The organism is Candidatus Villigracilis saccharophilus, assembly GCF_016711665.1.
Genome location: NZ_JADJSO010000071.1, coordinates 1 through 25,314, shown reverse-complemented (window position 1 = coordinate 25,314; position 25,314 = coordinate 1). Strand labels below are relative to the sequence as shown.

Annotated in this window: 25 protein-coding genes, 1 tRNA gene and 2 pseudogenes; 7 read left to right on the top strand and 21 right to left on the bottom strand. The window is 48.0% G+C overall.

Annotated elements, in window-relative coordinates:
- Positions 1–6 precede the first annotated feature (6 nt).
- Both IPL17_RS22310 and IPL17_RS22305 read left to right on the top strand, forming a co-directional pair.
- Entirely contained in the window at positions 7–444 is a 438-nt protein-coding gene (locus tag IPL17_RS22310; protein WP_345309294.1) for a F0F1 ATP synthase subunit epsilon, read from the top strand.
- 12 nt (positions 445–456) lie between these two features.
- A complete protein-coding gene (locus tag IPL17_RS22305) occupies positions 457–1,458 on the top strand; it encodes a rod shape-determining protein (RefSeq protein WP_345309293.1) in 1,002 nt (333 codons plus the stop codon).
- Between the two features lie 60 nt (positions 1,459–1,518).
- Here the strand turns inward: IPL17_RS22305 and IPL17_RS22300 are convergent, their stop codons facing one another.
- The 10 genes from IPL17_RS22300 to IPL17_RS22255 form a co-directional block, all read right to left on the bottom strand.
- Entirely contained in the window at positions 1,519–2,784 is a 1,266-nt protein-coding gene (locus tag IPL17_RS22300; RefSeq protein ID WP_345309292.1) for an MFS transporter, read from the bottom strand.
- 33 nt (positions 2,785–2,817) lie between these two features.
- Positions 2,818–3,486 (bottom strand): methyltransferase domain-containing protein, encoded by a 669-nt coding sequence (locus IPL17_RS22295; RefSeq protein ID WP_345309291.1) that lies wholly within the window; start codon positions 3,484–3,486, stop codon positions 2,818–2,820.
- Positions 3,487–3,663: 177 nt separating this feature from the next.
- Positions 3,664–4,281 carry a redox-sensing transcriptional repressor Rex gene (locus IPL17_RS22290; protein WP_345309290.1) on the bottom strand — a complete coding sequence of 206 codons (618 nt, stop codon included), beginning with the start codon at positions 4,279–4,281 and terminating at the stop codon, positions 3,664–3,666.
- Between the two features lie 308 nt (positions 4,282–4,589).
- A complete protein-coding gene (locus IPL17_RS22285) occupies positions 4,590–5,612 on the bottom strand; it encodes an SH3 domain-containing protein (protein ID WP_345309289.1) in 1,023 nt (340 codons plus the stop codon).
- 182 nt (positions 5,613–5,794) lie between these two features.
- Complete coding sequence (locus IPL17_RS22280; RefSeq protein ID WP_345309288.1) at positions 5,795–6,313, bottom strand: hypothetical protein; 519 nt, start codon at positions 6,311–6,313, stop codon at positions 5,795–5,797.
- A 48-nt stretch (positions 6,314–6,361) separates the two neighbouring features.
- Positions 6,362–6,433 (bottom strand) — tRNA-Arg (locus IPL17_RS22275).
- Positions 6,434–6,516: 83 nt separating this feature from the next.
- The gene (locus tag IPL17_RS22270) at positions 6,517–7,485 is read right to left on the bottom strand and encodes a PrsW family intramembrane metalloprotease (RefSeq protein ID WP_345309287.1); all 969 of its coding nucleotides are present in this window, start codon (positions 7,483–7,485) and stop codon (positions 6,517–6,519) included.
- Positions 7,486–7,537: 52 nt separating this feature from the next.
- Entirely contained in the window at positions 7,538–8,167 is a 630-nt protein-coding gene (locus IPL17_RS22265; protein WP_345309286.1) for a TIGR03936 family radical SAM-associated protein, read from the bottom strand.
- Positions 8,168–8,169: 2 nt separating this feature from the next.
- A complete protein-coding gene (locus IPL17_RS22260; protein WP_345309285.1) occupies positions 8,170–8,694 on the bottom strand; it encodes a hypothetical protein in 525 nt (174 codons plus the stop codon).
- Between the two features lie 5 nt (positions 8,695–8,699).
- Positions 8,700–10,628, bottom strand: a complete 1,929-nt coding sequence (locus IPL17_RS22255) for a TIGR03960 family B12-binding radical SAM protein (RefSeq protein WP_345309284.1) — start codon at positions 10,626–10,628, stop codon at positions 8,700–8,702.
- Between the two features lie 164 nt (positions 10,629–10,792).
- Between IPL17_RS22255 and IPL17_RS22250 the strand changes: the two genes are divergently transcribed.
- Positions 10,793–11,443 (top strand): hypothetical protein, encoded by a 651-nt coding sequence (locus IPL17_RS22250; RefSeq protein ID WP_345309283.1) that lies wholly within the window; start codon positions 10,793–10,795, stop codon positions 11,441–11,443.
- A gap of 55 nt (positions 11,444–11,498) precedes the next feature.
- On the opposite strand, the gene IPL17_RS22245 is transcribed toward IPL17_RS22250, so the two are convergent.
- The 11 genes from IPL17_RS22245 to IPL17_RS22195 all read right to left on the bottom strand — a co-directional run bounded on the left by IPL17_RS22245 (position 11,499) and on the right by IPL17_RS22195 (position 22,888).
- Entirely contained in the window at positions 11,499–12,842 is a 1,344-nt protein-coding gene (locus tag IPL17_RS22245) for a polymer-forming cytoskeletal protein (protein ID WP_345309282.1), read from the bottom strand.
- A 126-nt stretch (positions 12,843–12,968) separates the two neighbouring features.
- Positions 12,969–13,532: an NUDIX domain-containing protein gene (locus tag IPL17_RS22240; protein WP_345309281.1), complete on the bottom strand. Its 564-nt coding sequence runs from the start codon at positions 13,530–13,532 to the stop codon at positions 12,969–12,971.
- Positions 13,533–13,545: 13 nt separating this feature from the next.
- Complete coding sequence (locus IPL17_RS22235; protein ID WP_345309280.1) at positions 13,546–14,790, bottom strand: hypothetical protein; 1,245 nt, start codon at positions 14,788–14,790, stop codon at positions 13,546–13,548.
- A 131-nt stretch (positions 14,791–14,921) separates the two neighbouring features.
- Positions 14,922–15,350 carry a hypothetical protein gene (locus IPL17_RS22230; RefSeq protein ID WP_345309279.1) on the bottom strand — a complete coding sequence of 143 codons (429 nt, stop codon included), beginning with the start codon at positions 15,348–15,350 and terminating at the stop codon, positions 14,922–14,924.
- A gap of 184 nt (positions 15,351–15,534) precedes the next feature.
- On the bottom strand, positions 15,535–16,293 hold the full coding sequence (locus IPL17_RS22225; RefSeq protein WP_345309278.1) for an HAD-IA family hydrolase: 759 nt from the start codon (positions 16,291–16,293) through the stop codon (positions 15,535–15,537).
- Between the two features lie 62 nt (positions 16,294–16,355).
- On the bottom strand, positions 16,356–17,462 hold the full coding sequence (locus IPL17_RS22220) for a histidinol-phosphate transaminase (RefSeq protein WP_345309277.1): 1,107 nt from the start codon (positions 17,460–17,462) through the stop codon (positions 16,356–16,358).
- An 84-nt stretch (positions 17,463–17,546) separates the two neighbouring features.
- Positions 17,547–18,239, bottom strand: coding sequence for a class II fructose-bisphosphate aldolase (locus tag IPL17_RS22215; RefSeq protein WP_345309276.1), 693 nt, complete (start codon positions 18,237–18,239; stop codon positions 17,547–17,549).
- Positions 18,160–18,423 carry a class II fructose-bisphosphate aldolase gene (locus IPL17_RS22210; protein WP_345309275.1) on the bottom strand — a complete coding sequence of 88 codons (264 nt, stop codon included), beginning with the start codon at positions 18,421–18,423 and terminating at the stop codon, positions 18,160–18,162. The genes IPL17_RS22215 and IPL17_RS22210 overlap by 80 nt, the downstream gene beginning before the upstream one ends.
- Positions 18,424–18,456: 33 nt before the next feature.
- Positions 18,457–19,389, bottom strand: a complete 933-nt coding sequence (locus IPL17_RS22205) for a choline/ethanolamine kinase family protein (protein WP_345309274.1) — start codon at positions 19,387–19,389, stop codon at positions 18,457–18,459.
- A 125-nt stretch (positions 19,390–19,514) separates the two neighbouring features.
- Positions 19,515–21,947, bottom strand: a complete 2,433-nt coding sequence (locus IPL17_RS22200) for an FAD-dependent oxidoreductase (RefSeq protein WP_345309273.1) — start codon at positions 21,945–21,947, stop codon at positions 19,515–19,517.
- A gap of 128 nt (positions 21,948–22,075) precedes the next feature.
- Complete coding sequence (locus tag IPL17_RS22195) at positions 22,076–22,888, bottom strand: CBS domain-containing protein (protein ID WP_345309272.1); 813 nt, start codon at positions 22,886–22,888, stop codon at positions 22,076–22,078.
- 159 nt (positions 22,889–23,047) lie between these two features.
- Here IPL17_RS22195 and IPL17_RS22190 point away from each other — a divergent pair, with 159 nt between their 5' ends.
- The 4 genes and pseudogenes from IPL17_RS22190 (at position 23,048) to IPL17_RS22175 (ending at position 25,222) form a co-directional block, all read left to right on the top strand.
- Positions 23,048–23,431 carry a DeoR/GlpR family DNA-binding transcription regulator gene (locus tag IPL17_RS22190; protein ID WP_345309271.1) on the top strand — a complete coding sequence of 128 codons (384 nt, stop codon included), beginning with the start codon at positions 23,048–23,050 and terminating at the stop codon, positions 23,429–23,431.
- Positions 23,432–23,471: 40 nt separating this feature from the next.
- Positions 23,472–23,843: pseudogene (locus IPL17_RS22185) on the top strand (DeoR/GlpR transcriptional regulator); the annotation flags it as partial.
- 30 nt (positions 23,844–23,873) lie between these two features.
- A pseudogene (locus IPL17_RS22180) lies at positions 23,874–24,683 on the top strand (FAD-dependent oxidoreductase); the annotation flags it as partial.
- A 56-nt stretch (positions 24,684–24,739) separates the two neighbouring features.
- Complete coding sequence (locus IPL17_RS22175) at positions 24,740–25,222, top strand: hypothetical protein (RefSeq protein WP_345309270.1); 483 nt, start codon at positions 24,740–24,742, stop codon at positions 25,220–25,222.
- Positions 25,223–25,314 lie beyond the last annotated feature (92 nt).

Sequence of the window (25,314 nt, the reverse complement as noted above, 5' to 3'; positions counted from 1 at the left end):
CTTGCTATGACCATTCGTTGTGAAATTGTTTCTCAAGACCGCACTGTATTTGCAGGTGATGTGGATATTGTTGTTCTGCCCGGCGCAGCCGGGGAGATGGGCATCCTTCCCAAACATGCGCCTGTATTGACTACCTTAAAATATGGCATTATCAAAGTCCGCAAAGGCGGTAAGGAAGAGATCTTTACCGTTGCCGGCGGAGTTGCAGAAGTACAGCCTGATATCATCACGGTTCTGGCAGATTCCGCGGAAAACGTTGAAGAGATTGATGTTGCTCGCGCAGATGCTGCCCGTGCTCGTGCTGAAGAAGCGCTCGCCAAGGGCGTCCCCGCTGATGCAGATGCCTATCTTGCAATGGAAGCTGCGCTGCGAAAATCCAATTTGCGCCTCGATGCAGCTCGTCGTTATCGCAAGAATACCCGTTCACCTTATTCGGAACAATAAACCCTAGTGGCAATGTTTTCAAAAGACCTGGGTGTAGACCTGGGTACCATGTATACCCGCCTCGCCGACAGCTCTCAAGTGCTGTTGGAAGAGCCGACGATTGTTGCCATTGATGTGGATGACCAGAAGATGGTTGCGGCAGGTATCGAAGCGCGTGACATGTTTGGAAAGGTTCCAGATAATATCGAAGTTGCCCGTCCGCTCCGAAATGGCGTGATCGCGGATTATGAAATAACAGAAACCCTACTGCAGTATCTGTTACAGCGTGTGAGCGGTTCGATGCGCATCTTCCGTCCGCGCGTGATGATCACTGTTCCTTACGGAGTGACCAGCGTGGAGCGTCGCGCGGTGTATGAAGCTGTGATGGAAGCGGGGAGTCGTGAAGCCTTTCTTATTCAACAACCATTGGCTGCTGCCATTGGTATTGACCTGCCGATCAATTCACCGTCAGGCAATATGATCATCAGCCTTGGCGGCGGATGCACCGAAGCTGCGGTCATGGCGATGTATGGAATTGTTGCCGCCGATACCCTGCGTGCCGGCGGTATGGAATTGGATGAAGCAATTGTCACCTATGTGCGCCGTAAATATGGTGTCATCATCGGTCAGGCAACTGCCGAACAATTGAAGATTCGTATTGGGGCTGCGGTTCCGCAGGATACTGAAAATAGCATGGAAGTGCAGGGGCAGGATCAGGTCACTGGTTTACCGCGCCCAGTAACATTAACCACTGGCGAGATCGTTGAAGCCTTGCAGGAGCCATTGAAGCAGATCGTAGAGACAGGCCGCAAGGTTCTGGAAAAGACTCCGCCTGAATTGGTCTCAGACATCATTGACCGAGGTGTCGCACTGTGCGGTGGCGGCGCTTTGCTGCGCGGTGTTGATAAATTGCTGACAAAGTCTTTGGGTATTCCCGCTTATCTTGTGGACAATCCCTTGACCTGTGTTGTGCAAGGCACTGCTAAAGGGTTTGGTATGTTGAACGTGATCCGCAGGAATTTGCCGAAAGTTTAATTTGATCAAATGTCAAAACGGGCGACTCATCAATGAGTCGCCCGTTTTTTTTGTTCGATATCATAGTGCTGAGGTTAATTCAATCCTTAGTTTTTCCTGCGAAGCTTTGCCGGTCAAGTACGCCAGGATTGCGCCAACTATAAACAAAATAATATTGATGACAAAAGGCAGGTCTTTATTTATCGTTGAGAGCGATCCAGCGATCCAGCCGAACGGCGAGGTAAGCAGAATAATGCCAACGTATAGAAGGGATTGGATACGGGCGCGTTCCTTCGGTTCGATCGTTTGAACGATCATTCTGTCTACGAGCGGATTGACCGCCGCGAAGCTGCATGCCTCCAGGAACACGCTGAGCAGGAGAATAACATAGCCCTTGTCCGGCGCCGAGATCAATAAGATCTGGCTTATGATGAAGCCCATAAAACCGATCGTCATGGGGAGTTTGAAATGTAACTTGTTCAATAAAGGGTTGACCATAAAGAAGAAAGCGAACATGATCGCCGTTTTCACGAACGGAAAAATTGCAAGATGTTGGGCGGGGATGTGTAATTTCTCTGTGACGATGATGCCCCAAAAACTACCGTTGATCATTGTCGAGATGCTGACCACGAGCATGATGCCTGCTGTGTAAAGCGTTTGTGGCGATCGAATTAAACCTTGAAATACGTCCCCATATTCACCCAGTAAACTGAATAGGCTTTGGTGGCGTGTTTCATGCAGGCGTATCACGCCTTGTTTGGTTTCCTGTGTCATTTGATAGGTGACGATGGCTTTTACTGTGAACATAATGGCCGCGAAAATATACAATCCGCGCACGGTGGGCACGAGTGAGAAAATGCCGATCAATATCCCAGCCAAAGGCGCGACAAATCCAACGATCTGATTGGCAATATAGATCCATGTGTAGATGTCAACCAACTGACTTTCTTCAGCGTCCTCCACCAGCAGGCATGACCACGAATTAAGGGTAATACGCCAGACACTGTTGATGATTCCAGCCGCGAGAAAATACCAGAAATTTTGGGCAATTGCTGAAATGATCGACGGGATGGTCCAGGCTACGATGTCAAATAGCATGGTCGTGCGTCTCCTGCCAAGTTTGTCGGTCACAACACCGCTTAGTAAAGCGAGTAGTACTTGGAAGCCCCAGCTAATGCTGACGATCAGTCCGATCTCTTTGTCGGTCAGTCCGAGCGCGACCATATAAATGGAAACATATGGGGCATACAGATTGAATGGAATTCCCCATAGCGGTTCGGGGTAGACACATCCGCGCGGATTTCCAGTCAGGTTTTTTAACGTGGCGAACAATGAATGATTTTTCAAGAAGGCAGCCTTGTGAAAAAAGATGAATTTGATTTAACCTGCCGATTTCCACCCTGCATAAACAGCAAAACGAAATGAATGGAAGAAGGATGCAGCATTTTCGAAGCCGATCTCTTTTAGCCATGTAATTTGATCTGAAAGAGTCGCGCACTTATCATGTTGCATGCGTTCCTGTGCCGCGCGGATCTCATCTTCGTCACTGCCCAATGCGCGCGCGCCATTCAGGTGCATATCCTCATACAACTGCTGCTGCCATTCATTCTCTCCCAAAATCTGCTCCGCGTTGATGAATACGCCGCCGGGGAGCAGAGATTGATGGATGCGCTTGAAGAGATCAAGCTTGTCTTCGTTTGTCAGGTGATGGACCGCCAGCGAAGAGATCACTGCGTGAAATTTTCCTGAGGGCAGAGAGCCCGTCAATTGTTGGATGTGCACTTTGGGGCTGTATTGTGCGAGGCGTTGTTGGGCTTTTGCAAGCATCTCAGGTGATTCGTCCAGTAGATGCAGAGAAGCGCTGCCGATCTTTTGCAGAACCAGCTCGCTTAGTAATCCTGTCCCTGCGCCGAGATCAAGAATGGCTGGCGATGAAACTTTTATTGAGCGCGCTGCCAATTCTACGGCTGTGGAGTAGAGCAGGTCATAGCATGGGATGAGCCGGCGGCGGGAAATATCGTATTCAGCGGCATTCCAAATTTTACTCATGCGCGTGATGTTACCATAGCTTGCCGTTCCACGGATGCGTTATTCGCAAACGCTGTTTTCTTGTTTTCTCTATGAGTTTTGTGTGTAAAACGATTGAGCGATTAGAAACAGAAATAAAAAAACAGTGACTCGCTAAATAAAACGAGTCACTGTTTCCTTTTCAAATTTCATTTACATTTACAAATAATACGTCATCCTTTGCAAGTGGGTGGCTGGGTCAATATATTGCACCTTGACATTGTTCGGGACATTGAGGCTGATGGGAGCGTAGTTTAGGATCGCCCTAACGCCAGCCTGTACTAGTTTATCTGCTACACTTTGTGCGGCGGGCGCCGGGACAGTCAGCATAGCCATCTTGATGCCTGCCGATTTGATACGCTCAACCATTTTTTCTGAGTCTTCGATCGTGAAATTGTCGATTTTTTGCCCCACCTTATCTTTGCTATTGTCGAAGATCATGACAATTTGAAATCCGCGATTGGTAAAGCCTTGATAGCGAGCAAGCGCATGCCCCATATCGCCAGCGCCGACCAGCGCCACATCCCATTTGCGGTCCACTTTGAGAATTTCTTTCAATTTATCAAGAAGGTAGGCGATCGAGTAGCCCGTTCCCTGCTTCCCAAACTCGCCAAACTGGGAAATATCCTTGCGGATCTGCGCGGCAGAAATGCCGACGTGTTCCCCCAATTCCTGTGAAGAAGTGGTCTTGATGCCGTTATCTGCCATGCGTTGTATGGCACGTAAGTAAACAGGTAAACGGCCAATGATAATATCGGGAATTTTCTCTGCGTTCATTCTGTGCCCTCGCCTTTTGAAATTATTTTCATAACTCTACCATAAAAAAAGGTTTTGTACAATTCTACACAAGTATTTCACAATCGAATCCAGCTTTTGTTCCCAGAAAGAATCCTCTTTTTGTGGAAGATTGATTTAATCACAGATGTCCCACAAAAAAGCGCTGAATATCCAGATATTCAGCTTTCTGCTCGGTGTTATTCCTCACATATCACTCTGATCAAATATGTTTGAAGGCTGTTTTTGAAGTACTGGACCCTTACTTTTACTGTGGTGAATTTCACTTAATACACGGTTTGGAGGACATCCTATTCAAGCATAGATATTTTTAACGTGTACTGTATGTATTGTGGGACAATATTGCTGATTGCCTGAAGGCGTAAATAATGAGGCTGACCTGGCGTCGTTTTTATAAATAGCTTTTCACCGCAAGTAAGCACAATATCCTCGGCAATCTGGCCGTTTCTCTGTAATTCGACATGAAAATTTTCGCTTGTGCAAAGTGCCTGCACAGATATGTTTGTGCCAAACGGGGTGAATTTAATCCAATCTTCTGCATCGCCTTGCGGCGCAGAGAGATCGCCGCTGACCTGTAAAATCTGGGTGCCTGTTGGCGAGAATACGGTCTCAGTCAGCGGAGCCTGCATTGAGTCCCCATCCTGCATGGCTAACTGAACCGCGATTTCAGCTGTAGGAGATGCTTCAATTGTTTCTTCCGCTGTTCCAATGACAGGAACGGAGGCCAAATTTTCCACCTGTAAAAATTTTATAGCCGCCCAGCCTTTGCCATCGACAGCCTTCGAAAATTCAATTTGTATCCACTCTCCGCTGGGATCTTTGCCTGTGACGAAAACAACATCCTTGGGATTCAATATCCCCAGCGACTCGAAATCCGTACCCGGACCGCTGCGCACATTTAGCTTTTCAGTAACAAGCCCGCTCACCCCCGTTCCTGAGCCAGCCATGCCGCTAATGATCGCGATTTCCGTTGTAATATTGACCTGCACAAACTCTGCGCGTACCCAGCCTTTCCCTGTTGCTGATACCGGATAATTGATCAATAACCAGCTTCCGCTCGCATCCTTGCCGATGACCTGTACTGCTGTAAATTGATCGATAGTGCCCAGCGCTTCACTTGCTGTGGATGGTTCAGCGCGAACATTTAATTGTGTGGCGGTTATCCCTTCTACTGAAGAGGTGATCGGGGTTTCTACTGAGGTAAGCGTTTCAAGAGTTGCAGTGGCAGTTTGCGTTGATGGGGGGATTGGGGTTGGAGGTAGAGTTGCAGTGACAAAATCAGGCGTCGCTGTGGCGAATCCATTGTTGGACATATTTACGCCACAGCTAGTATATATGATCATCACAGCGATGAGGGTAGAGATAGTTTTGTACGGCACAAGTCAATTGTATCTAAAAAATGAAATTGAGTTTAAACAAAAAACTGTCACTTGACAGTTTTTCTAACTCCGCGGAGTTTCTAAACCCTGCGTTTCATTTCCCATAATTGGGTGGATCATTTCAAGTAAGGCTGTATTTCGTCAGTTGCCAGTTTCATGTAGATCAGCGCTTTTTCTGAATGAGAGTTGATCTCTTCAAGCATGGTTTGGTCATTCTCTTTCAGAAACGTTCTATATTTTTCGATCATTAATTTTGTTTCTTCCATGGAGTGAATCAGGTTCGCATTGATGGTTTGCATGGCCGGAGGGACGGGCTGAAGTTGGAGCAACTCATCTGTCACTACGGATAATTTATCAAGTGATACTGTCACCGTGTCCTTCCAAACAGCGCTTTTAAAAATAGCTTTTTGTCCCATCGCTAGTTGGTGGTAACTGTTAAATTCTGTATATGTACCCAGCCACACGGAAATTTTTTCCGCGGCTTTATCAGCATATGCGATATTTTCAGGCGTGAAAGATGGCGTATTGATCGGAATGACGGTTGGTGTTTCAGGGAATGCCGTATTGACCGCTAAAGGAGCGCAGGCAGGTAGAACAAACAAAACTGTAACGATTAATAAAGTGTGTATTTTCAAAGTGTTCCGCTTTTTTATTTTTTTTTATAAATCAGTGAATTAGAAAAGTGCCCCCGCGCAGATTCGAACTGCGGTCGTCGGCTTCGGAGGCCAATACTCTATCCGCTGAGCTACAGGGGCAACGGATGGAATTTTACCATGTCGTCGGAAATGAAAGAAGGCTGATGCCCAGTCACCAGCCTTCTGTTTGAAAAATATGCAGCTTATTTCACTTGTGGCGCGAGCAACGCCAGTTCCTTCCGTAATAAATCAAGGATCGCCATGTTGCCGCTTTCATCACCGTGTTTTTCGATCTGTTCCTTTTTATGTGACAATTCACCGCAAACCTGATAAAAGCGGGCAGAGGTTTTCCCGCTAAAGCCTGCTGTGGTTACAGTCCACGGGGAAAGGGCTTTTTGATATTGCGATTGTGAGATCAAGCCGGCGATCATCTCAGAGTGGAGATGGCGTTTGACGATATTGCGCTCGTTGCTGATCATCCAGATGATAAATCCAAACATGAAGGTCCAGCCGATCCAGTCAACAAAGGTGCCGGCCGCGAGTCCGCCCAGGCCGCCTATGAGTCCGCCAAATGTATTGTGAAAGGCGTGTGTCGTAACGGCCATTCCAAAGCCGATCAGCGGTGCAATCAACTTGATGATTAGGTTTCGATTGGTGCGTGATACAGCCAGCCCAATCCCTGTAAAAGCTGTATAGAACGGATGCTGCCATCCAACGATGATTACTCGAATAAAAGCCAGCAGGAACAAACCGCCCCACCCGCCCTCCTGGTAGCCATTACGGAAAATATAAAGTGTGTTCTCTGTCGCGGCAAAGCCAAGTGCGGCAATACCGCCGTAAATTATGCCATCCAAGACCGAGTCAAATTCCTTGCGGAACATGAAGAACACGATCAAGACAGCCAGTCCTTTGAGAGCTTCTTCGACGATCGGAGCGACAATAGAGGTTGTGCCAATTTCTGCGGCATTCTCTGACCCGGTAAAAACATAGATCCCCAAGCCAAAAGCGGTGTTAATGATGAATGCTCCGCCTGCAGCAATCACGACACCCCAGAAGAATGTTGCCCAGAGCAGGATCTTGGGTTCTTTTTCGTAGCGATCCAGCCAATAGACAAAAGCCGCGAAGAAAAACATGGGAACAAAACCAAAGAATAAAGAAACGATCAGCGCCATTTTATTTTTCCTCCAATTGAAATAAATATTTCAGACTTGATTATTGTACAAGCTATTCTTGGAAAATCAAGCGGGTTCTTTCAACACGGGTATATTCTGGTTCAATGCCGAGTGTATTCAAAACTTCTTCGGGGCGGCCTGTAGCGCCTTCACGCGCGGCGAGGGTCATGAATATGCAGTGTTTCCCGTTTGCATCTGTTTCCATATCCAGCAGTTCGATGAGCGGACGCAGGTCATAGAATTTTCCACGACGTTCACGAGGAAGTGTGGTTGAGGACTTGATCTCCTCAATGGCGCGCTTCAGAAGGGATCCTGTAACCGGCTCTGTCAAATGGACTTGATATTCCGCCGAGAGTACCTGCGTTTGCAGCGCAGGCGCGCGTTCATCCACGCTTTCCACTTGGGTGATTTGAATATCCTTGGGCAGGCTGCCTGCCAATCGAGCGATTATCTCTTGTGTGGCAAGCTCCTCATTGAAGCGGACATCAAGCACTTCGCCGAGAGACGAAAATCCAAGAGGCAGGGCGGCGGCAATACTGATCTTTGGCTGTGGGTGAAATCCCTGTGAGTAGCTGAGAGGCAGGTCCGCGCGGCGCATGGCGCGTTCCCATAAGCGGTGCAGATCAAGGTGCCCGGTATAGCGAAGTGCGCCTTGTTTTGTGAATGTGATGCGAGCGCGCATATTTAATTTGATTCCGTTGCGATGGATTTCAACCAGAGACGAATGTCGTGGATGATTCGGCGATAGGGTTTATAGGTGTGTTCCGCAATGCGATGAAATAGATCATGGTCAAGGCACTGGTTTTGGGTTAATTTTTCCAACGTGGAAATGATATTCTCATAAGCTGCGAGTTCCTGCTCGACAATATCATCCACGCCTATGTTTTTGTGTTTATATGTCACGATGTGGTTTCGGCTCTCTTTTTCCAGTAAGGGCGATTCGTAATCAGGGTAGCCAAAATTCTTTTGAAAATTCTCCAACGCGGAGTGGGACGTGCAAGGCGAATAATCCTCGCTGTGCAATATCTCGTTCAGGCGGTCTGCGATGAATTGTTCACGGGTTAGGATATCCGCTAATATGTCTTTGATGGATAAATTGCCTGAAACGCCTTTTATCGTCATCTGGCGCGAGAAACCGACTTGATTTAGGATTAATTCAAATTTATCGCGTTCGCGCTGCAAACGGGGGATGAAGGTGGTTTTATTCATTTGGATTAGTCGCCTACAACCGGCAATTCAATCTCAATTTTTTGCGAAGGCGATTTTACATCCGGGCACTTCCAACCCTCACCGGGGTTTTCTCGGCGCAGGTTTGCAAAGGTTGGCAGGATTCCGCATGCAAAACAATTCAATCGGCAATCCACGCGGATTTGACCCTCAAGCGATTGACGGAAATCCTGGAACAGAAAGTTCTTGCGTACTGCCGCAGTGATGTGTTCCCACGGGAAGACTTCATCTGTGCGGCGCTGGCGGTGGGTATAAAAGGCGGGGTCGAGTCCGTGTTCTTCGAAAGCGGGTAGCCATGCTTCCTGTTTTTTAGCTTCATCCCATGCATCGAATTTCGCGCCGTTCTTCCAGGCCGTGTAGATCACTTCAGACATTCTTCGGTCACCGCGTGAGAGCCAGGCTTCCAATAAAGAATCTTCTGGTTTGGTCCAGCTCAACTTTATACTTTTATCTTTCAAAAGCTGGCGTTTTAGCAAAGCCTGTTTTTCAAGGATATTTTCTCTCGTATCACACGCCACCCATTGAAATGGTGTCTGCGGTTTTGGCACAAACGTGCTTACACCCGCGTGTAATTTAATTCGCCAGCCAGCAACTTTTCGTCCTTCGTCAATCACTCGACGGCACAGGTCCACGATAGCTTGCACATCTTCCAGTGTTTCGCTTGGATGCCCGATCATGAAGTACAACTTGATGGTTGTCCACCCGCGGCTGTAAATGTCGCGGGTGGTGTTGATGATATCTTCGTCAGGAATGAATTTGTTGATGATGCGGCGCATTCGTTCGCTGGCGGCTTCAGGTGCAAGGGTGAATCCGGCAGAACGATGCTGCTTCAATTTGTTCATCAAATCCACTGAAACTGATTCAATGCGTAGAGATGGCAGGTTGACTGACAACTTGCGCCCTTCGAACCGTTTGCTGATCGCATCCACTAGTTCATTGATATATGTATAGTCTGAGGATGAAAGTGACATCAGAGCGAGTTCTTCAAACCCGGTAGAGCGGACTGCCTCATCTGCTGCATCCACTATTTCCTGCACGCTTCTTTCCCTAACGGGACGTGTGATCATCCCCGCCTGGCAGAATCTACATCCGCGGGTACAGCCCCGCATGATCTCCACCGAAACACGATTGTGGATCACTTCAATGTTCGGAACAATGAATTTCAATGGAGGCGGAAGTAATTTCGCCACGATGCGTTTGTTCACCACTTTGGGCACTCCAGGAGTGGTCGGTAGGGTATGCGCTACTGTCCCGTCCTCAAAGTATTCGGTGTTGTAAAATTTTGGAACATATACGCCTGGAATTTGAGAAAGGGCAAGCAGTAGTTCTTCACGTTTGAATTGAATATTTGATTTTTTATACTTTTGAACAACATTTACGATATCGTGAATGACTTCCTCGCCCTCACCGATCGCGAAGGCATCGATGAAGGCATGCATCGGCTCAGGGTTGGTAGCGGAGTGCCCGCCCGCAATGATGATTGGGTGGTTTTCATTGCGATCCGCTGACCGGACAGGAATGCCTGCGAGGTCGAGAATGTTAAGGGCATTCGTGTAGAGAGTTTCGTAGGGTAGCGTAAAGCCAATTATGTCAAAGCAGGCCAGTGGTTGTTTTGATTCGAGCGAGTAAAGTGGAATCTCGTGTTCACGCATAAGCGCTTCCATATCGACCCAAGGGGCGTATGCGCGTTCTGCCAGCGCGTCCTCACGCTGATTGATCTGATCATAAAGGATCTTCAAGCCAACATTTGAGACGCCAATATCATAAATATCGGGGAAGACAAAGGCGACCTTGGTTTGCGCTTTATCCCAATTTTTGACTGTGCTGTTGAGTTCGCCGCCCACATAGCGGCCGGGTTTTTGCACCTTTAAGAGAATACGGTCAAGTTTGGTTTCTATCTGTTCTGGAGTTAACATGGCGCGTATTATACCTGATAAGAATTGTCTAATTGCGCCTTGGCTGCGAATGGGTAATATCTCAGACTTTGCAAAATTGAAAAGAGGAGGGGTGTGAATTAGTCCTTATGGCTAATTTTTATTGGTCAGGGTTGGTTTAGAATTTTATATCAAGGAGTGATGAAATGAAAAAAATTCTTTTAATTTTGTTAGCATTTGTACTGGCCGCCTGCGGCGCATCGCCTACTCAACAAGCACAGCCAACACCGATCATTATGACGGTGATCGTACCAGCTACTTCCGAAGCTGAAGTAGCCGCTCCAACAGTTGTTCCACCGACAGAGGTTCCGCCCACGCTTGCGCCGACTTTGGCGCCGCCGACTGCAGAGGTAATCGTCGTGACTGCCACCAGCGCGCCTGTAAGTGCACCTGTTGCAAGTGGCGCGCCGATTCAGATTGACAATATCCTTGGCAAAGGGGTATTCACAAATATGACCATGTCTGAAGATACTCTGACCCTGCGATGTACTCCAAGGGAGATCACCTTTAATATTACTGCCAGCCTGCCTGAAATTACAGATGCCCTATTGGCATACCGTGTTGTTGATAATCCCGCCGGCCTCTATCCATCTGAATGGCAGAGCAATATTAAGATGCAGAGTGATAAGAATGGAAACTTCTCAATTGTCTTTGGCGGAGATGATGTGGATGAAGATCTTCGACTAGACAAGGCTTGGCTTGATATTCAATTTATCGGCCTCAACAAAGGCGGGGCGCCTGTTGATCGTACACAGAAAATCGAACGGTTGATCACTTATTACAAGGATTGCCCGTAACTCTTAATTACAAAAAAGGACAGGCGCAAACCTGTCCTTTTTTGTTGAATTTGAATTACGCAGTCTTGCGTGCCTGCATTGTTTCTCGTCCCCAGATCCATATTGCGCCAAGGCCGCACAAGATGACTGAGAAGTTGATCAGCCAGCCAAAGAAACCGATCGGCAGAAGCGGGAAGCTGAATAACTCGATGATTAAGATGAGAATGACCACGCCTGTCACCATTGGCCATACTTTGTGTTCCGCAAGTGCGGGGTTGATGCGGCTCAGGATCCACTTGCCCACCATATCGCCGACTACGATCTTTGTCAGGTAGGAAGTAGCGAGCACGAACAGGATTGTCAAGCCAAAGAGTGCGAGGATGCCCAGCCAGATGACAGTACCGCTTAATCCGCCGAGGGTCAGTAGTCCAAAGACTATTCCGCCGGATATCATCACAAGCACGATCACAAGCAATGCGACAAAGAACGCCGACCATGCGATCAATCCCCAGCCAAGGCTTCCCCAGGGTTGAGAATTGATCTTGTCAGACAAGGTTTTCGTAAAGGTGGGGAACAGCCAGCCGAGCAAGAGACCGAATAAGACCAGCGTGATCATGGCGCGAACCATGTCAAGTGCCCAGTTTCCAACCTTTTCCGCAGGCGTGGGCGGGACATATTGAGCTTGAGTATTGACCTGAGGCGCGGTCCGTGTGACTTTGCCGCCGACCACATTGCCTGGAATGGGCAGATCGTAAGTGCTTGTGTACTTCAAATTCCCGTCAATCTTTGCGCTATCGGCAATTGTCAAACCGGGCTGAACGTTGGGGATCGAGATCGGGATATTGGTCATATACGTGCTCATCGGCGGGGATGATTTTGTACCTTCAGTCGCATCCACGTAGGCTTCGACGTTGCCGCCGAAGAAGCCGTTAAGTTCAAGAGCGGCTGTGCCGCCAAGAACGTCACCCGTTACGTCGCCGTCAAGCAATGCCTGTCCGCTCCCAAAAACGATCTCGCCTTCTACAAGGCTGCCTTTTTGTGTTTCAAGGCTTGCACCGCCCACCAAAAGGTCACTGCCGACAACCGCGTTTTCCCCAAGTTGAAGAGCGGCTCCAGCGATACGAGCATCGTCCGCGACTGTACCGTTGATGATCACAACCTGGCCCGCTGCGATCAGATCGCCTTCAACGGTTCCGTTTATGGTAATGGTCTGTCCGAATACGATCAAGTCGCCTTCGACCGTTCCCTCAAGCACGAATTCGTTCGCTGTGACATACAGGTCATCTTTAATGACCTCATCTGCTTCAATGGTAACCTTATCGCCACCCCGGCCATCGAAGGCCAGTGCGGGCGTGGCAAATGTCAATGTGAATAAAGCAAGCAGGGCAAAAATAGATAGAAATTTATGGATGGTTTTCATGGATTCTCCTTTGAATTACTTTGTAACCAAGAAGATATACGGCCATAGGGCGGGAAGGTTGTATGTAAAATGGCGACCCGTTTTCGAGTCGCCATTAACTGTTGGTTGGTCATTCTGAAAAGGAAATTATCTTCCCGGTCGATTTTCTCGCCCGGCGTCATGTTCTGTCAATATTTTCATCTCTGACGGTTTTCTCAGATACCAATTCAGTATCTGCACAAACCAGCCGCAGAACTTTATCTTTTCATCGCTCATCATTGTTTGCAATTCGTCAATGCTGAAATATCCAATTTCTTCTATTTCAACGGGGTCAAATTTCACCTTTTCAGGATCAACGATTCCTTCATACAATCGGCTGATCTCATAGTCATTCAATCCGTAAATCATTCTAAAAGTAACAAGCGGATTGATCTCAATGCTTGTCACGCCCATCTCTTCCTTCATACCGCGCATCGCCGCATCCAAATAACTTTCTCCAGCCTTGACATGCTCCGAGACAGCACAATCCAGAGCCGAGGGGGAGGCGGCACGGTCCGCGCTTCTTTTTTGGATGAGCATTTTTCCATCCCGTGTAAATAGAAATACGTGCACTCCGCGATGCTGTAATCCAAGCTGATGGACGGTTGAACGCATTTCCTGTCCAGAAACGATATCTTCGTTATTTACAATATCTAATAGTTCATCGGCCATTGGTTTCTCGTCTTCAGGATTGACTCATGTTTATTTTTTTTGAATTGCTATGAAAAACAGTTTCTGGATCTAAACTGATGCTAAAACAAAGGAATAGCGCCAGGGGTAGAATTTGTAGGAATAATCTGGATTGGGATGTGCGCAGATGCCACTCCAGATCATTAGGAGTAATGAGGTAAATAGCTGCATATCCGAGCAGTTGCAGTCCCAATAATGTAATGATCGCGTAGCTTCCTCGCCTGTGGACAGCCGTAAGTTTATTATGCATTATCACTGTATATAACAATACAAGGATAAAACTGCGGTTTAGAAAACTTGAAGCGAACGATTTTATAATGGTCGAATATCTGGAAATATCTGTGATCTTTTCAATCAGGCTGAGACCATTATTGTTTAATAGGTCATTTGGAGGGGTAAGTGACTTGAAGTATAAAATAACCAGTAACGGGATCGCCAAACCCGTCAGATAAGCCACTAATGAACGTTTGATATTATTTGGGGATGTAACGATCAGAGCAATAGGGCTGACTGCTATAAATAATAACCCTTCGTTTTTTGTCCATCCTGCAAGCCCTGCCATAAATCCTGAAAGCATGAGGAGAGCTGATTCGTTACGCACTACAAACAGATACATTAGTATGCTGGATGTGAGGATGAAATAAGTAACTGGAACATCAGCAATCAAATAGGTTCCTTCTACGATAATGCCTGAATATGCGATTAGTACCACCGAGGCCAAACTTGCCTGGCCGATTGTTCGAGTGAAAGCCAGTATGCTGAACATGACCATGACGATTGAAAAAGTAAATAACGCAGATTGCAGCATTGGTACACGCAAGGTCTCGTTTCCCAGCGCCTCCCATCCCCAGGCTACATTGAGCGGAACCAGGAGTGGATAATCTGCATGCCTGAACAATGCCAGGTCGGGGGATAAAGTGGCGCGCCAGTTTTCAGGGTCTCGATAGATAAACCGCGCAGCGCGATTCCAAATACTCCATGCGTCCAGCACTCCTTGCGGACGGGAAATAATGGTCTTAATAAAAACCAACATTGCGATAACGGAAGCAAGAAAAAAAATCCCGAGCATGACCCATTGTAGATATGAAAGTGAAGGCAGGCGTATTCCATTCCATGTTTGATTCCGTTCTTTCAAAAACGTAATTGAAAGCAGCAAAACCAATAAAATGATCTGCACTGTTAGCATGTCAACATGTCCCGCAGGAGCCTGTAATACTAGAAAATATAAAATTGAACTCATGCCGAGTCCGAGGCCAATACCAAGAGATACTTTAAGCAGAAATGCCTTTATGGTTTTCTCCGGCCATAGTAGATGAACTACCAAAGTACCGGAAAAAATGCAGGGAAGAAAAACAAGGAAACTAAGAATAGTCATTGATTTCCTAAATTATGCAAGATGTGAAATTTGCTTTTTATCTTTACGATCTCATATGTTCCTGGATTTGCCGTCAACCATTTTAAAAGATCTTCATTCTTCAGAACCACCACATTCCATTCAGCACTAAGTCCTTTTTTAAAGATTAATGGAGCCAGTGCGTACTGTGTTAAAAGGAACTCGGTTTCGTTATCCCAGTATCCATATTCAAGCCCTGCAACATCTTCTTCTGATATATAGCCGACTACGCCGCGATTTACTGGTAGAGATTCTTTTAACAGAATCATGTCTGCCTCCCATCGATCAAGAGTTTCTGTGCCTCTATCTCCAATGTCCAAAGAAGCAGACCAAAGTTGCTTTATATTGAATAAGCTAAAAAGCAATAATAATATTACTAATGTTTTTTTTATCCCTGCTTGCAGCATGATCTTATTCCTATCGGATGAAAATTTTCTTTTCTTCTAGCAATAGCTCATGAGGAAAAGAAATTATTGCCTTAAGTACAAATCTGCGAGTTTGAAAGGAAATCTTTTAGCTGATTTTAGCAGAAATAAAAAGGGCGTGAGGTAAAAATCACGCCCTTTTTATTCTATATGCGATCTCGAAATTCTACCCGAACAACTCCATCAGCTGCTTCACATGCACAACACCATCGAAATTCTTGATGTCGCCTTTGCGGAGTTCGGCTTTTTCGCCATCGGCATCACCTAGGCAGGAGACGATCACATCGCCCGCGCTGACATCCTCCTTTTCGGTGTAGTGATTTGTGGTGACGATCACATTCGCGCCTGCTGCTTTTGCGGCGGCGAGACCATTCTTGGAATCTTCGACCACGATCACTTCATCGGGACTTAATCCAAGTTTGGAAAGCGCAAGATTGTAAATGGCAGGATCTGGTTTCTTCTTTTCGACCACATCACCCGCAAGTACAATATCAAACTTGATGTCTGAAAGCGGACCTTCAGTAACAGCCTTCGCCGCCTGCTCATTGGATGTGGTGCAGATGGCAAGCTTGAGGCCTGCATTCATCACTTCCTTCATAAATCTGTGCAAGCCCGGGCGAAGCGGGAGTTTGCCGGTTGAGATCAATTCCACAAACAGAGCGGTCTTGCGCTTGTGCATTTCCTTGACGAGGCTGTCAATTTCTTCCTCGGTCATAGGCTTGGAAAACCCCTTCGTCTTCCAATGATGCTTCATGCGTTCCTTGCCGCCGCCAACTTGCAGCAGTTCGTGATAATACTCAACATCCCATTCATCGGTGAAGCCAAATTCCTTGAAGGTCATATTGAATGAAACACGATGACCATCGCGTTCTGTATCAATGATCACGCCATCCTGGTCAAAGAACACTGCTTTGATTTTTGACATAATTTCCTCCATTTAGTAAACCCTAAAGGTCTTAAAGACCTTTAGGGTTTATTTGGATTAATTTATTTTTTCATTCCAAAGAATTCGAGGATGGTATCCACGAACAACTGGTTTTCTTCTGCAGAGCCGACTGTCACACGGAACCAGCCATCACTGCCGTACTTCTTGCTTTCACCACGCAGGATGATGCCTTTGGTTTCAGCGTATGCGAGAACTTCCTTGCCGGTCTTGCCAGTCTCGCCGCAATCAAAGAGGATGTAATTGGCTTTGGAATTCATGACATAGAAACCGGGGATCACGCTCAACGATTCCGTGATGAAATCTACTGCATTATTGTTGAATTTGACACGTTCTGCCAGGCCTTCTTCATCTTCAAAAGCTGCGAGCGCTGCCCACATTGGGATCGTACCCACATTCCAGGGGAGGAGCGAACCGGCGATCTGGTCGATGACTTCCTTGTCTGCGATGGTGTATCCGAAGCGCATTCCAGCCAGCCCATAAGCTTTGGAGAGTGTGCGTGTGATCAACACATTCTTGTACTTCTTGGTCAACTGTACCTGAGACATGCCTAATCCTGCATATTCCATGTAGGCTTCGTCAATGACGAATGGAATCCCTAATTCGGCAATAGTGATAAAGTGCTCCGCCGCCATGTAGTTGCCTGTTGGGTTGTTCGGATTCGCAACCACGATGATCTTGGTTTTGTCGGTCACTGCCTTGATGATGGCTTCGGGGTCGTATTCCATCTTGTGATCTTTGTAGATCATTGGGACGGAGACCATTTTGCCGCCGAGCAAAGTTCCGCGCAGACCATAAATGCCGAAGCAGGGTGTGTGTTGAATGACCTCATCACCAGGCTCAAGGAACATGCGGAAGATATTGTCATAGACTTCGCTCGAACCATTGCCAATCATCACGTTTCCAGGACCATCGACATTGTTCATCTCGGCGATCTTGCTGCGGACGACCAACCCCTGATCGGGGTAGCGATTCGCCATTTTGGCATACTTATACATCGCATCCAAAACTTTGTCAGAAGGGGGCAGCGGATTTTCATTGGACATCATGCGATGCAATGAAGGATCTCTCCATGCTTTTTCAATATGATCCGAAATGTACATCGGGATACCCTTGACCCACGGGGCGTAATATTCTTCAATTTTCTTCATTACCTTAATCTCCTAATTCAATTTATTTTTTTTATTTCAAGTTGCGAGACCTTCAACCTTCAACTTGCAACCTGTAACTCGCTCTTACGCCTTGCCTTCGCAGCCCAACTTGTCCATCCAGTGCATCACAGCTTTGCGGGTCGCGTCGCGGACAAATACATCCAATTTGCCAGGATCATACTCATCGCGGTGCGCGGACAGATATTCCCATTTCGCATCCAGCAGGGTGTGCTTCAATTCGGTCGAGACATTGAACTTCGCGCCGCCTGCCGCGAGCAATTTGGTGACGTAATCATCGGGCAGGCCTGTTCCGCCGTGGACGACGAGCGGGGTCTTGATGCCATTGCCGTTCAACATCTTGTGGATGACGGCCATGCGCTCGAAATCGATCTTCGGATTCTTGGTCTTGTACACGCCATGAGCGGTGCCGATGGCCGGGGCGAAGATGTCCACGCCGGTGCGTTCAACGAATTCAACCGATTGTTCAGGATTCGCAAGCTGCGCTTCATCTTCAGCAACTTTGATCTGGTCTTCCACACCACCTACGGTTCCCAATTCGCCTTCAACGGAAATTCCGCCGATGGCATGACAGTAGTCCACCACTTCCTTGGTCTGGCGGATGTTCTCTTCATAAGACTGCTTGGAGGCGTCGATCATGATGTTGGTGTAGCCAGCATCTGCGCACTTCTTGCAGTAGTCAATGCTGGTGGAGTGATCGAGGTGCAAGCATACTGGTACTGGGGCAGACTCGGCCAGTGTGCGGAAGATATTCACCATCATCTGTGTCCCTAAAAATTGTGAGGGGCTTGACCGAGGTTTGAACGATGACGGGGGTTCTCTTTTCGATCGCCGCGTCGATCACCGCTTCGAACTGCAGCAGGTCAGTCACGTTGAACGCGCCCACGGCCCAACCTTCTTTCGCCGCAGGGATCATGATTTCTTTTGCATTTACGATAGACATAGTTTTCTCCTTACATTACAGAATTTGAATTTTCTACTTTGATTTCTTGCCAACATCTTTTAACCACTGTTCCCAGCGATAATCTGTCACGTGAGTGCGGAAGCGTGCGAACCACAGATCCGCGTAGCCCTGGAAATCTTCCTCCAGTTTGGAAATGCCTGTTTGTGTTGTGCCCCACATGGATTCGTGCAGCTCAGACATGGGCCACATCAGGCGCAAACGCGCGTACTGCTTATCGGTCACTTCACCAAAGTATTCATATAGGAAGTTATCCACCTGCTCTTCATTCAGGCGGTGGTGATGGGCGAAGTTGCCAAGGTCAAAGAAAATATCGCCCATGCCGGCATATTCCCAATCCAGCAGTCTGATCTCGCCAATATCGCCGGGTACATCCTCTTCAAGCCAGTTTAGATTCAACAGGTCATTATGAGTAGGAGTCGGGGTGTACGGATCCTTCGCCAGCGCCTTTTCCACTTCCTTTGTCTTCTGCATGATCCAATCCCAATCATGCGGGAATTTCGCGTTATTACTCTTGGAAACCTTTGTCAACATCTCCACACGACGAAACACATTGAACTCGCCTTTTAGTTTGGGTCCGCGCCTATGGAAGAGGCGGATCTTTTTTGCCACGCGCGCAAGATAATCAGGGGTCTTGATCACGTCAGGCGGGATCGTTTTTCCTGTTATAAATTTTGTCACAATATAATTTTCAGGCTCAATGAAATACCGACTTGGCGCGATCCCCATTTGTCCCGCCGCGTAATTTGCCGCATACTCCACATCACGCTTGATACCGAGTTGATCCGTACCTTCGCCTGCGAGTCGAATCACATATGCCCTTCCATCTGCTTCGACTTTGAAATTTAAATTTGTGATGCCGCCGCTCAAAGGAGTTTTCTTGATATTCTTTGATTCGGCAAGGAACGGAACTTTATCAATGGCTTTATCGATTGCGAGTACTGACATGGCATTATCTCCAATTAGGATTAGGATTTTTGCTTGCGAGTAGGCTTTCGTTTAAATTATTTGAATTGGCAGCCTCCTTTGGCGATTATTTAAACGCTTCTTTCCTGACTGTGAATTGATTCTGCTTACTGACGAATTCTCTCAGCCTTGGGGTCCCACAACACAGCCTGCGCCACCTCCGCGCCGACCTGTTCCCCGAAACATTCAACCTGTAACGCTGTTCCAACCTTCGCATATTCCATTGGGAGATAAGCGTAGGCAATGGATTTGTTGACCGAATATCCAAAACCACCCGAAGCCACCCAGCCGACGATCTTATCGCCGGAGCGGATCGGTTCCTTGCCAAGCACGATCGTACGGTCATCGGCAAGAGTGAGTGTGCAAAGTTTGCGCTTGATACCTTCAGCCTTTTGCTTGACCAGCGCATCCTTGCCGGTGAAGTTGGCCTTATCCAATTTCACTGCAAATCCAAGACCTGCTTCATATGGAGTGTAGTCCGGTGAGATCTCTCCGCTCCAATAACGATAACCCTTCTCAAGACGTAAAGTGTCAATAGCCTTGTATCCGCCAGCGACCATGCCTTCGGGAGCGCCTGCTTCCCAGAGTGTGTCCCAGAGTCGCAGACCGTACTCCGTCGGGCAGTAGAACTCCCAGCCCAGCTCGCCAACATAAGTTACGCGCGAAGCGAGCACGGGAATGTCTCCGATTGTGATGCGGCGATTCGTCATGTATGGGAATCCCGCATTCGAGACATCATCTGATGTAACTTTTTCCAGGATCTTGCGCGCCTTCGGTCCCCACATGCCAATACAGGCATACGCCGAGCCGACATCTTCAATTGCGACGGTGCCGTCTTCGGGCATGTTGAGCGAGAGCCACGACATATCATGCTGGCCAAAGGCTGTGCCTGTGACGATGAAGAAGCGGTCTTCCGCAAGGCGGGTAACCGTGAAGTCACATTCAATGCCGCCGCGTTTGTTGAGCGCCTGGGTGTAAACGATCGAGCCGATGGGCTGGTCAATTTCATTCGCGCAGACGGTGTTGAGGAAGTTCAGCGCACCGGCGCCGCGCACTTCAAATTTGTTGAATGATGTTTCATCGAAGAGACCAGCGTTCTCGCGGGTCATCAAATGTTCGTGACCGATGGCGCGCGACCAATTTTGGCGCGCCCAGCCTCGCGGTTCGTGACCATGAGTGGCAACTTCTTCGTATTTCTTAAACCAGTTCGGACGTTCCCAGCCCATTTTTTCGCCAAAGTAACAGCCAATGTCGCGCAAGCGGTAATAAGTGGGGGAGATGCGCACGTTACGCTTTGACAAACGTTCTTCGCCGGGGAAGTGAATGTCATAGTATTGCGTGTAGGTTTCAAAGGTGCGTGCTACTGTATAGTTGATGCTGTTGTAGTTCGGGCCAAAGCGGCGGACATCCAGACGCCACATATCCCATTCGGGACTGCCGTCGATGATCCATTCCGCCATGACCTTGCCGATGCCGCCTGCGCCAGCGAGTCCATGAGCGCAGAAGGCGCACGCCACCCAGAAACCTTTGACAGTGGTGGGGCCGAGCAGGAATTCGCCATCGGGTGTGAAGCCTTCGGGACCATTCAAGAGTTTGATGACTTCTGCATTTTCAATCGCAGGAACGCGTCGAATTGAATTTTCCATCAGAGGGGTAAAGCGTTCCCAGTCTGGAGGCAGTAATTGAAATTTGAAATCTTTGGGAATGCCGTTCATGCCAAATGTAGCGGGTTGACGTTCGTAACCGCCTGTGACCAATCCACCGACTTCTTCGCGCCAGTAGACCAATAGGTCAGGGTCGCGTAAATTGGGGAAACTGTGCGTAACGCCTTCGATGGGCTTGGTCATGATGTAAAGGTGCGCCATCGGGACAACGGGCAGATTTAATCCGACCATTTTTCCGACTTCGCGTCCCCACATACCTGAGGCGTTGACTACGATCTCAGTCTTGATCGTGCCTCTGCTGGTGACAACTTCGCTGACGCGGCCGTCTTTTAGATTGATGCCTTGAACATCTGTATCTGTGAAAATTTTTGCCCCGCGATTCTTTGCGCCTGCAGCGAGTGCATTTGTTAGCCCTGTCGGGTCAATGCTGCCATCATTGGGTGTATATGCTGCACCGAGCACGCCATCCATCGACATGAGCGGGAACATGTCATGTGCTTGCTTGGCTGAGACCAATTCCATTGGGACGCCGAATGAATTCGCCATGCCCACGAGACGTTTGGTTTCTTCCATGCGTTCCGCGGAACAGGCAAGGCGCAGACCGCCGACCTCACGCCATGAAGTATCCACGCCAGTTTCTGCTTTGAGTTTGCGATACAGGTCAGTGCTGTAGTGCATCATGCGTGTCAGGTTTGCGTCCGAGCGCATCTGACCGACCAATCCTGCCGAGTGCCAGGTTGAACCTGCTGTTAGCTCATGTCGTTCAAGAATAACGACATCTTTCCATCCCATAAGCGTGAGATGATACGCAATGCTTGCTCCACCTACACCGCCACCTATGATTACGACTTGCGCTTGCGTTGGAAATTCTGACATTGATGTTGCCTCCTTTTAAAATCTTTAACACAAAGGGCACGATGCTCACTAAGGAAAACCAACCCCTTTTTTGAATTAATTCCTTGTTCTTACTTTGTGTACTTGGTGTCCTTTGTGTTTATTTTTTCTTATTTCTGCCAAACCGAATCAGGTCGTGCCATTTCTGCCACGATATCAAATGTGGATATTGCACCAAGGGGGAATGCGTCTGGGTCGTTTTTGTCGATCACAACGAGTCTATGGTAATGGTTCTGGATCATGAGATCCGCAGCTTCTCGCAAGCTGGCGTTGATGTCAATTGTTAATGCTGGGTGCATTACATCACGTACGATTAATTTTTCCCCCGTGTTGTCTTCCTTTACAAATCGCAGCAGATCATGCCCGCTGACAACGCCGAGGATCTTTCCTTTTGCGTCCACTACTAAAACCGAGCGCCAGCCTGAAGATGTCATTGCGCGCGCGGCGGATGCAACAGGAGTCTTTCCGCGGCAGACGAGGATCGCATCCGACATGACATCTCCGACGGTGTCGCGTTTTGTTTTGATTTCATTTGCGATACTGGCGACAAAATCGGAGAGTGAGATGATACCGACAGGTTTTCCGTTATCTGTCACAAGAAAACGACTGACCCTTTTTTCGATGAAATGGTTTACTGCTTCAGCGAGGGGAATGTTTGCTTCAACAGAGTCAACTGGCTGCGTCATCAGATCCGCGGCAGTTAATTTTCGCATGGTCGTCAAACTTTCAGAATCTGATGAAAGCCATTCGCCCGCCATCAGATCAAAATCTGAAATAACCCCCATAATGCGTCCATCGCGGTCTGTGACGAACAAGGCGTGTACTTTGTTTTGGTTAAGCAGAACGGCAACTTGTCCTAAAGTAGCTGTTGGCTTGCAGGTCATCACACCGGGGTGCATTAGATCTTTTACAAGTTTGGTCATGGAAACTCCAATAGAAAAGACCCTAAAGGTTTGCCTGAAATGGGCAGGTTCGTTTTTATCAAAAACCTTTAGGGTCCGCTTTGTTGAAAGGAACAGTCAAATTATAATGAAAAATTCAAAAACTTGCAAATTCCTTCAAATTCTTATATAATCCGCCAAATGGGTAAACCCCTCATACCAGCTCAACGGCGTGAAAGAATTCAGGAATATCTGGCGATTCATCAAATTGTCCGCACGGGTGATTTGTGTAATTTGTTGGAAACATCTGAAGCCACGGTTCGGCGCGACCTTGAGTGGCTGGAGCAAAAGGGAGTTTTGGAGCGTACTCATGGCGGGGCGATCTTAAGTCAGCGCGTGATTTTTGAGCAGGCGTATCAACAGCGCGCACAGCATTATCCTGAAGAAAGAAAACGCATTGGTGAACTCGCCGCCTCTCTGATCGAAGAGGGTGATATTGTTTTTATTAACAGCGGTACGACAGCGACGCAGGTACTTCAACATATCAGGCGCGATTCGCGCATTACAGTTTTACGAATAATGTGAATGCTGGCATTGGAAATCGGCGACCCCGGGCTTTCTCTATTATTTGACCGGGGGCGAGTTCCAATCAAGATCCAACTCCCTGTCAGGCCGCTTCGCGCTGGACAATTTGAATCTGGTCTTTGCCAACAAGGTGATTCTTGGTGTGGACGGAATCTCATTAAAACACGGCTGCACCGTTCCAACCAATGCCGAGGCGGAAGTGGTGCGTCGTATGATCGATCGTACCAAAGGTCAAGTCATCATTGTGGCTGATCATAGCAAGTGGGGCGCTGTATCCAACTTCCCTGTGGCGAATATTGATGAAATAGACAAACTCGTTACCGACGAAGGGTTTGGCCTGTCGGCCGTTGAAGACTTAAAAGAAAAATCCATTGAAACACTGATTGCAAACAATCCGAATATAATTACATAAAACAAATCCCTCATAAAACAGGTGAACCTCATGAAAGATCAAGCACAGATCGTGATCATAGGCGGCGGCATTTATGGAGCCAATATTGCATATCATCTTGCAAAGTATGGACCCAAGGATGTTGTGATCTTGGAGAAGGGTGAAATTGCCAGCGGCGAGTCATCTCACGCGGCGGGACTTGTGACCCAGTTTGCCACGTCGCAGGCCATGTTGAAATTCCGTATGTATAGCACGGAGTTGTATAGCGAGTTGGGTTTGTTTGATCATGTCGGAAGTTTGCGTGTCGCGTCGAGCAAGGAACAACTCAAAGAGTTGGAAAGAAGCGTCAGCCGCGCAAAAGCATTGGGTTTGGAATGCGAAGTCATTTCTCCTGCTGAAGCTCTTAAGGTCATGCCGCAGATTTCACAGAAAGATCTGTACGGCGGTATTTATCTTCCGCGTGACGGTCAACTTGATCCGTATACCACTACAACATCCATGGCGCGTTTTGCAAAAGAACTCGGCGTGGAAATCTATACCAATACCCGCGTGACGGGAATTAAGCTTTCAGCGCAGGGAAATATTGAGCGAGTAGTAACAGATAAAGGCGAGATCCGATGCGAGATCGTCATTAACGCGGCTGGACTGTGGGCGCCGCGCATCGCCGCGATGGTGGGCATTAACATCCCAACGACTCCTGTAGATCATCAGCACATTGCGTTGAAGGCTGTACCCGGACACGAGTTCACACATGATACACCCTGTCTGCGCGACCCTGATAATTTGGTATATATGCGTCAGGAGCAGGGCGGACTTGTGATCGGCGGTTATGAGCCGACCCCAATCGCACGCTGGATCGATGGCGTGCCGTGGGAACATGGCATTCGACACTGCCATCAAATTTTGATCAATTTGAAATGCTGCTTGAAGGCGCGATCAAACGATTGCCATTTTTGGAGCAAGCGGGAATCATCACGCTCGTTTGCCACCCTGGCGCGTACACACCCGACTGTCAGCCCATGCTCGGACCGATGGCTGGTGTGCGCGGATTCTGGATGGCGGCAGGCATGTCATTGAATGGCTATGGCGGCGCAGGTGGTATGGGCAAGCTCATTGCCGAGTGGATCATTGATGGTGAAGCGCCGATGGATGTCTATTCCTATCGTGCCACACGTTTTGGAAATTATTATTCCGACCCTGTACGCGCATGGACCGAACGAAGAAAGTGTGAAATACTATTATCGTTTGCGCTCCCGCATGATGAGCATGAAAACGCGCTACCTCATCGAGTCGGCCCGTTCACTATCGTTTGCTGGACATGGCGCGGTATTCGGCGAAAAATTTGGCTGGGAGCGCGTGAATTATTTCCAGCCTGGCAAACCGTCACGCCGCATGGGTGAAGATCAACGCCAATGGGGCTGGAGCAAGCCGCCGTTCTTTGACCGCATGGGCGAAGAACACAAAGCCACTCGTGAAAAAGTTACTCTTTTTG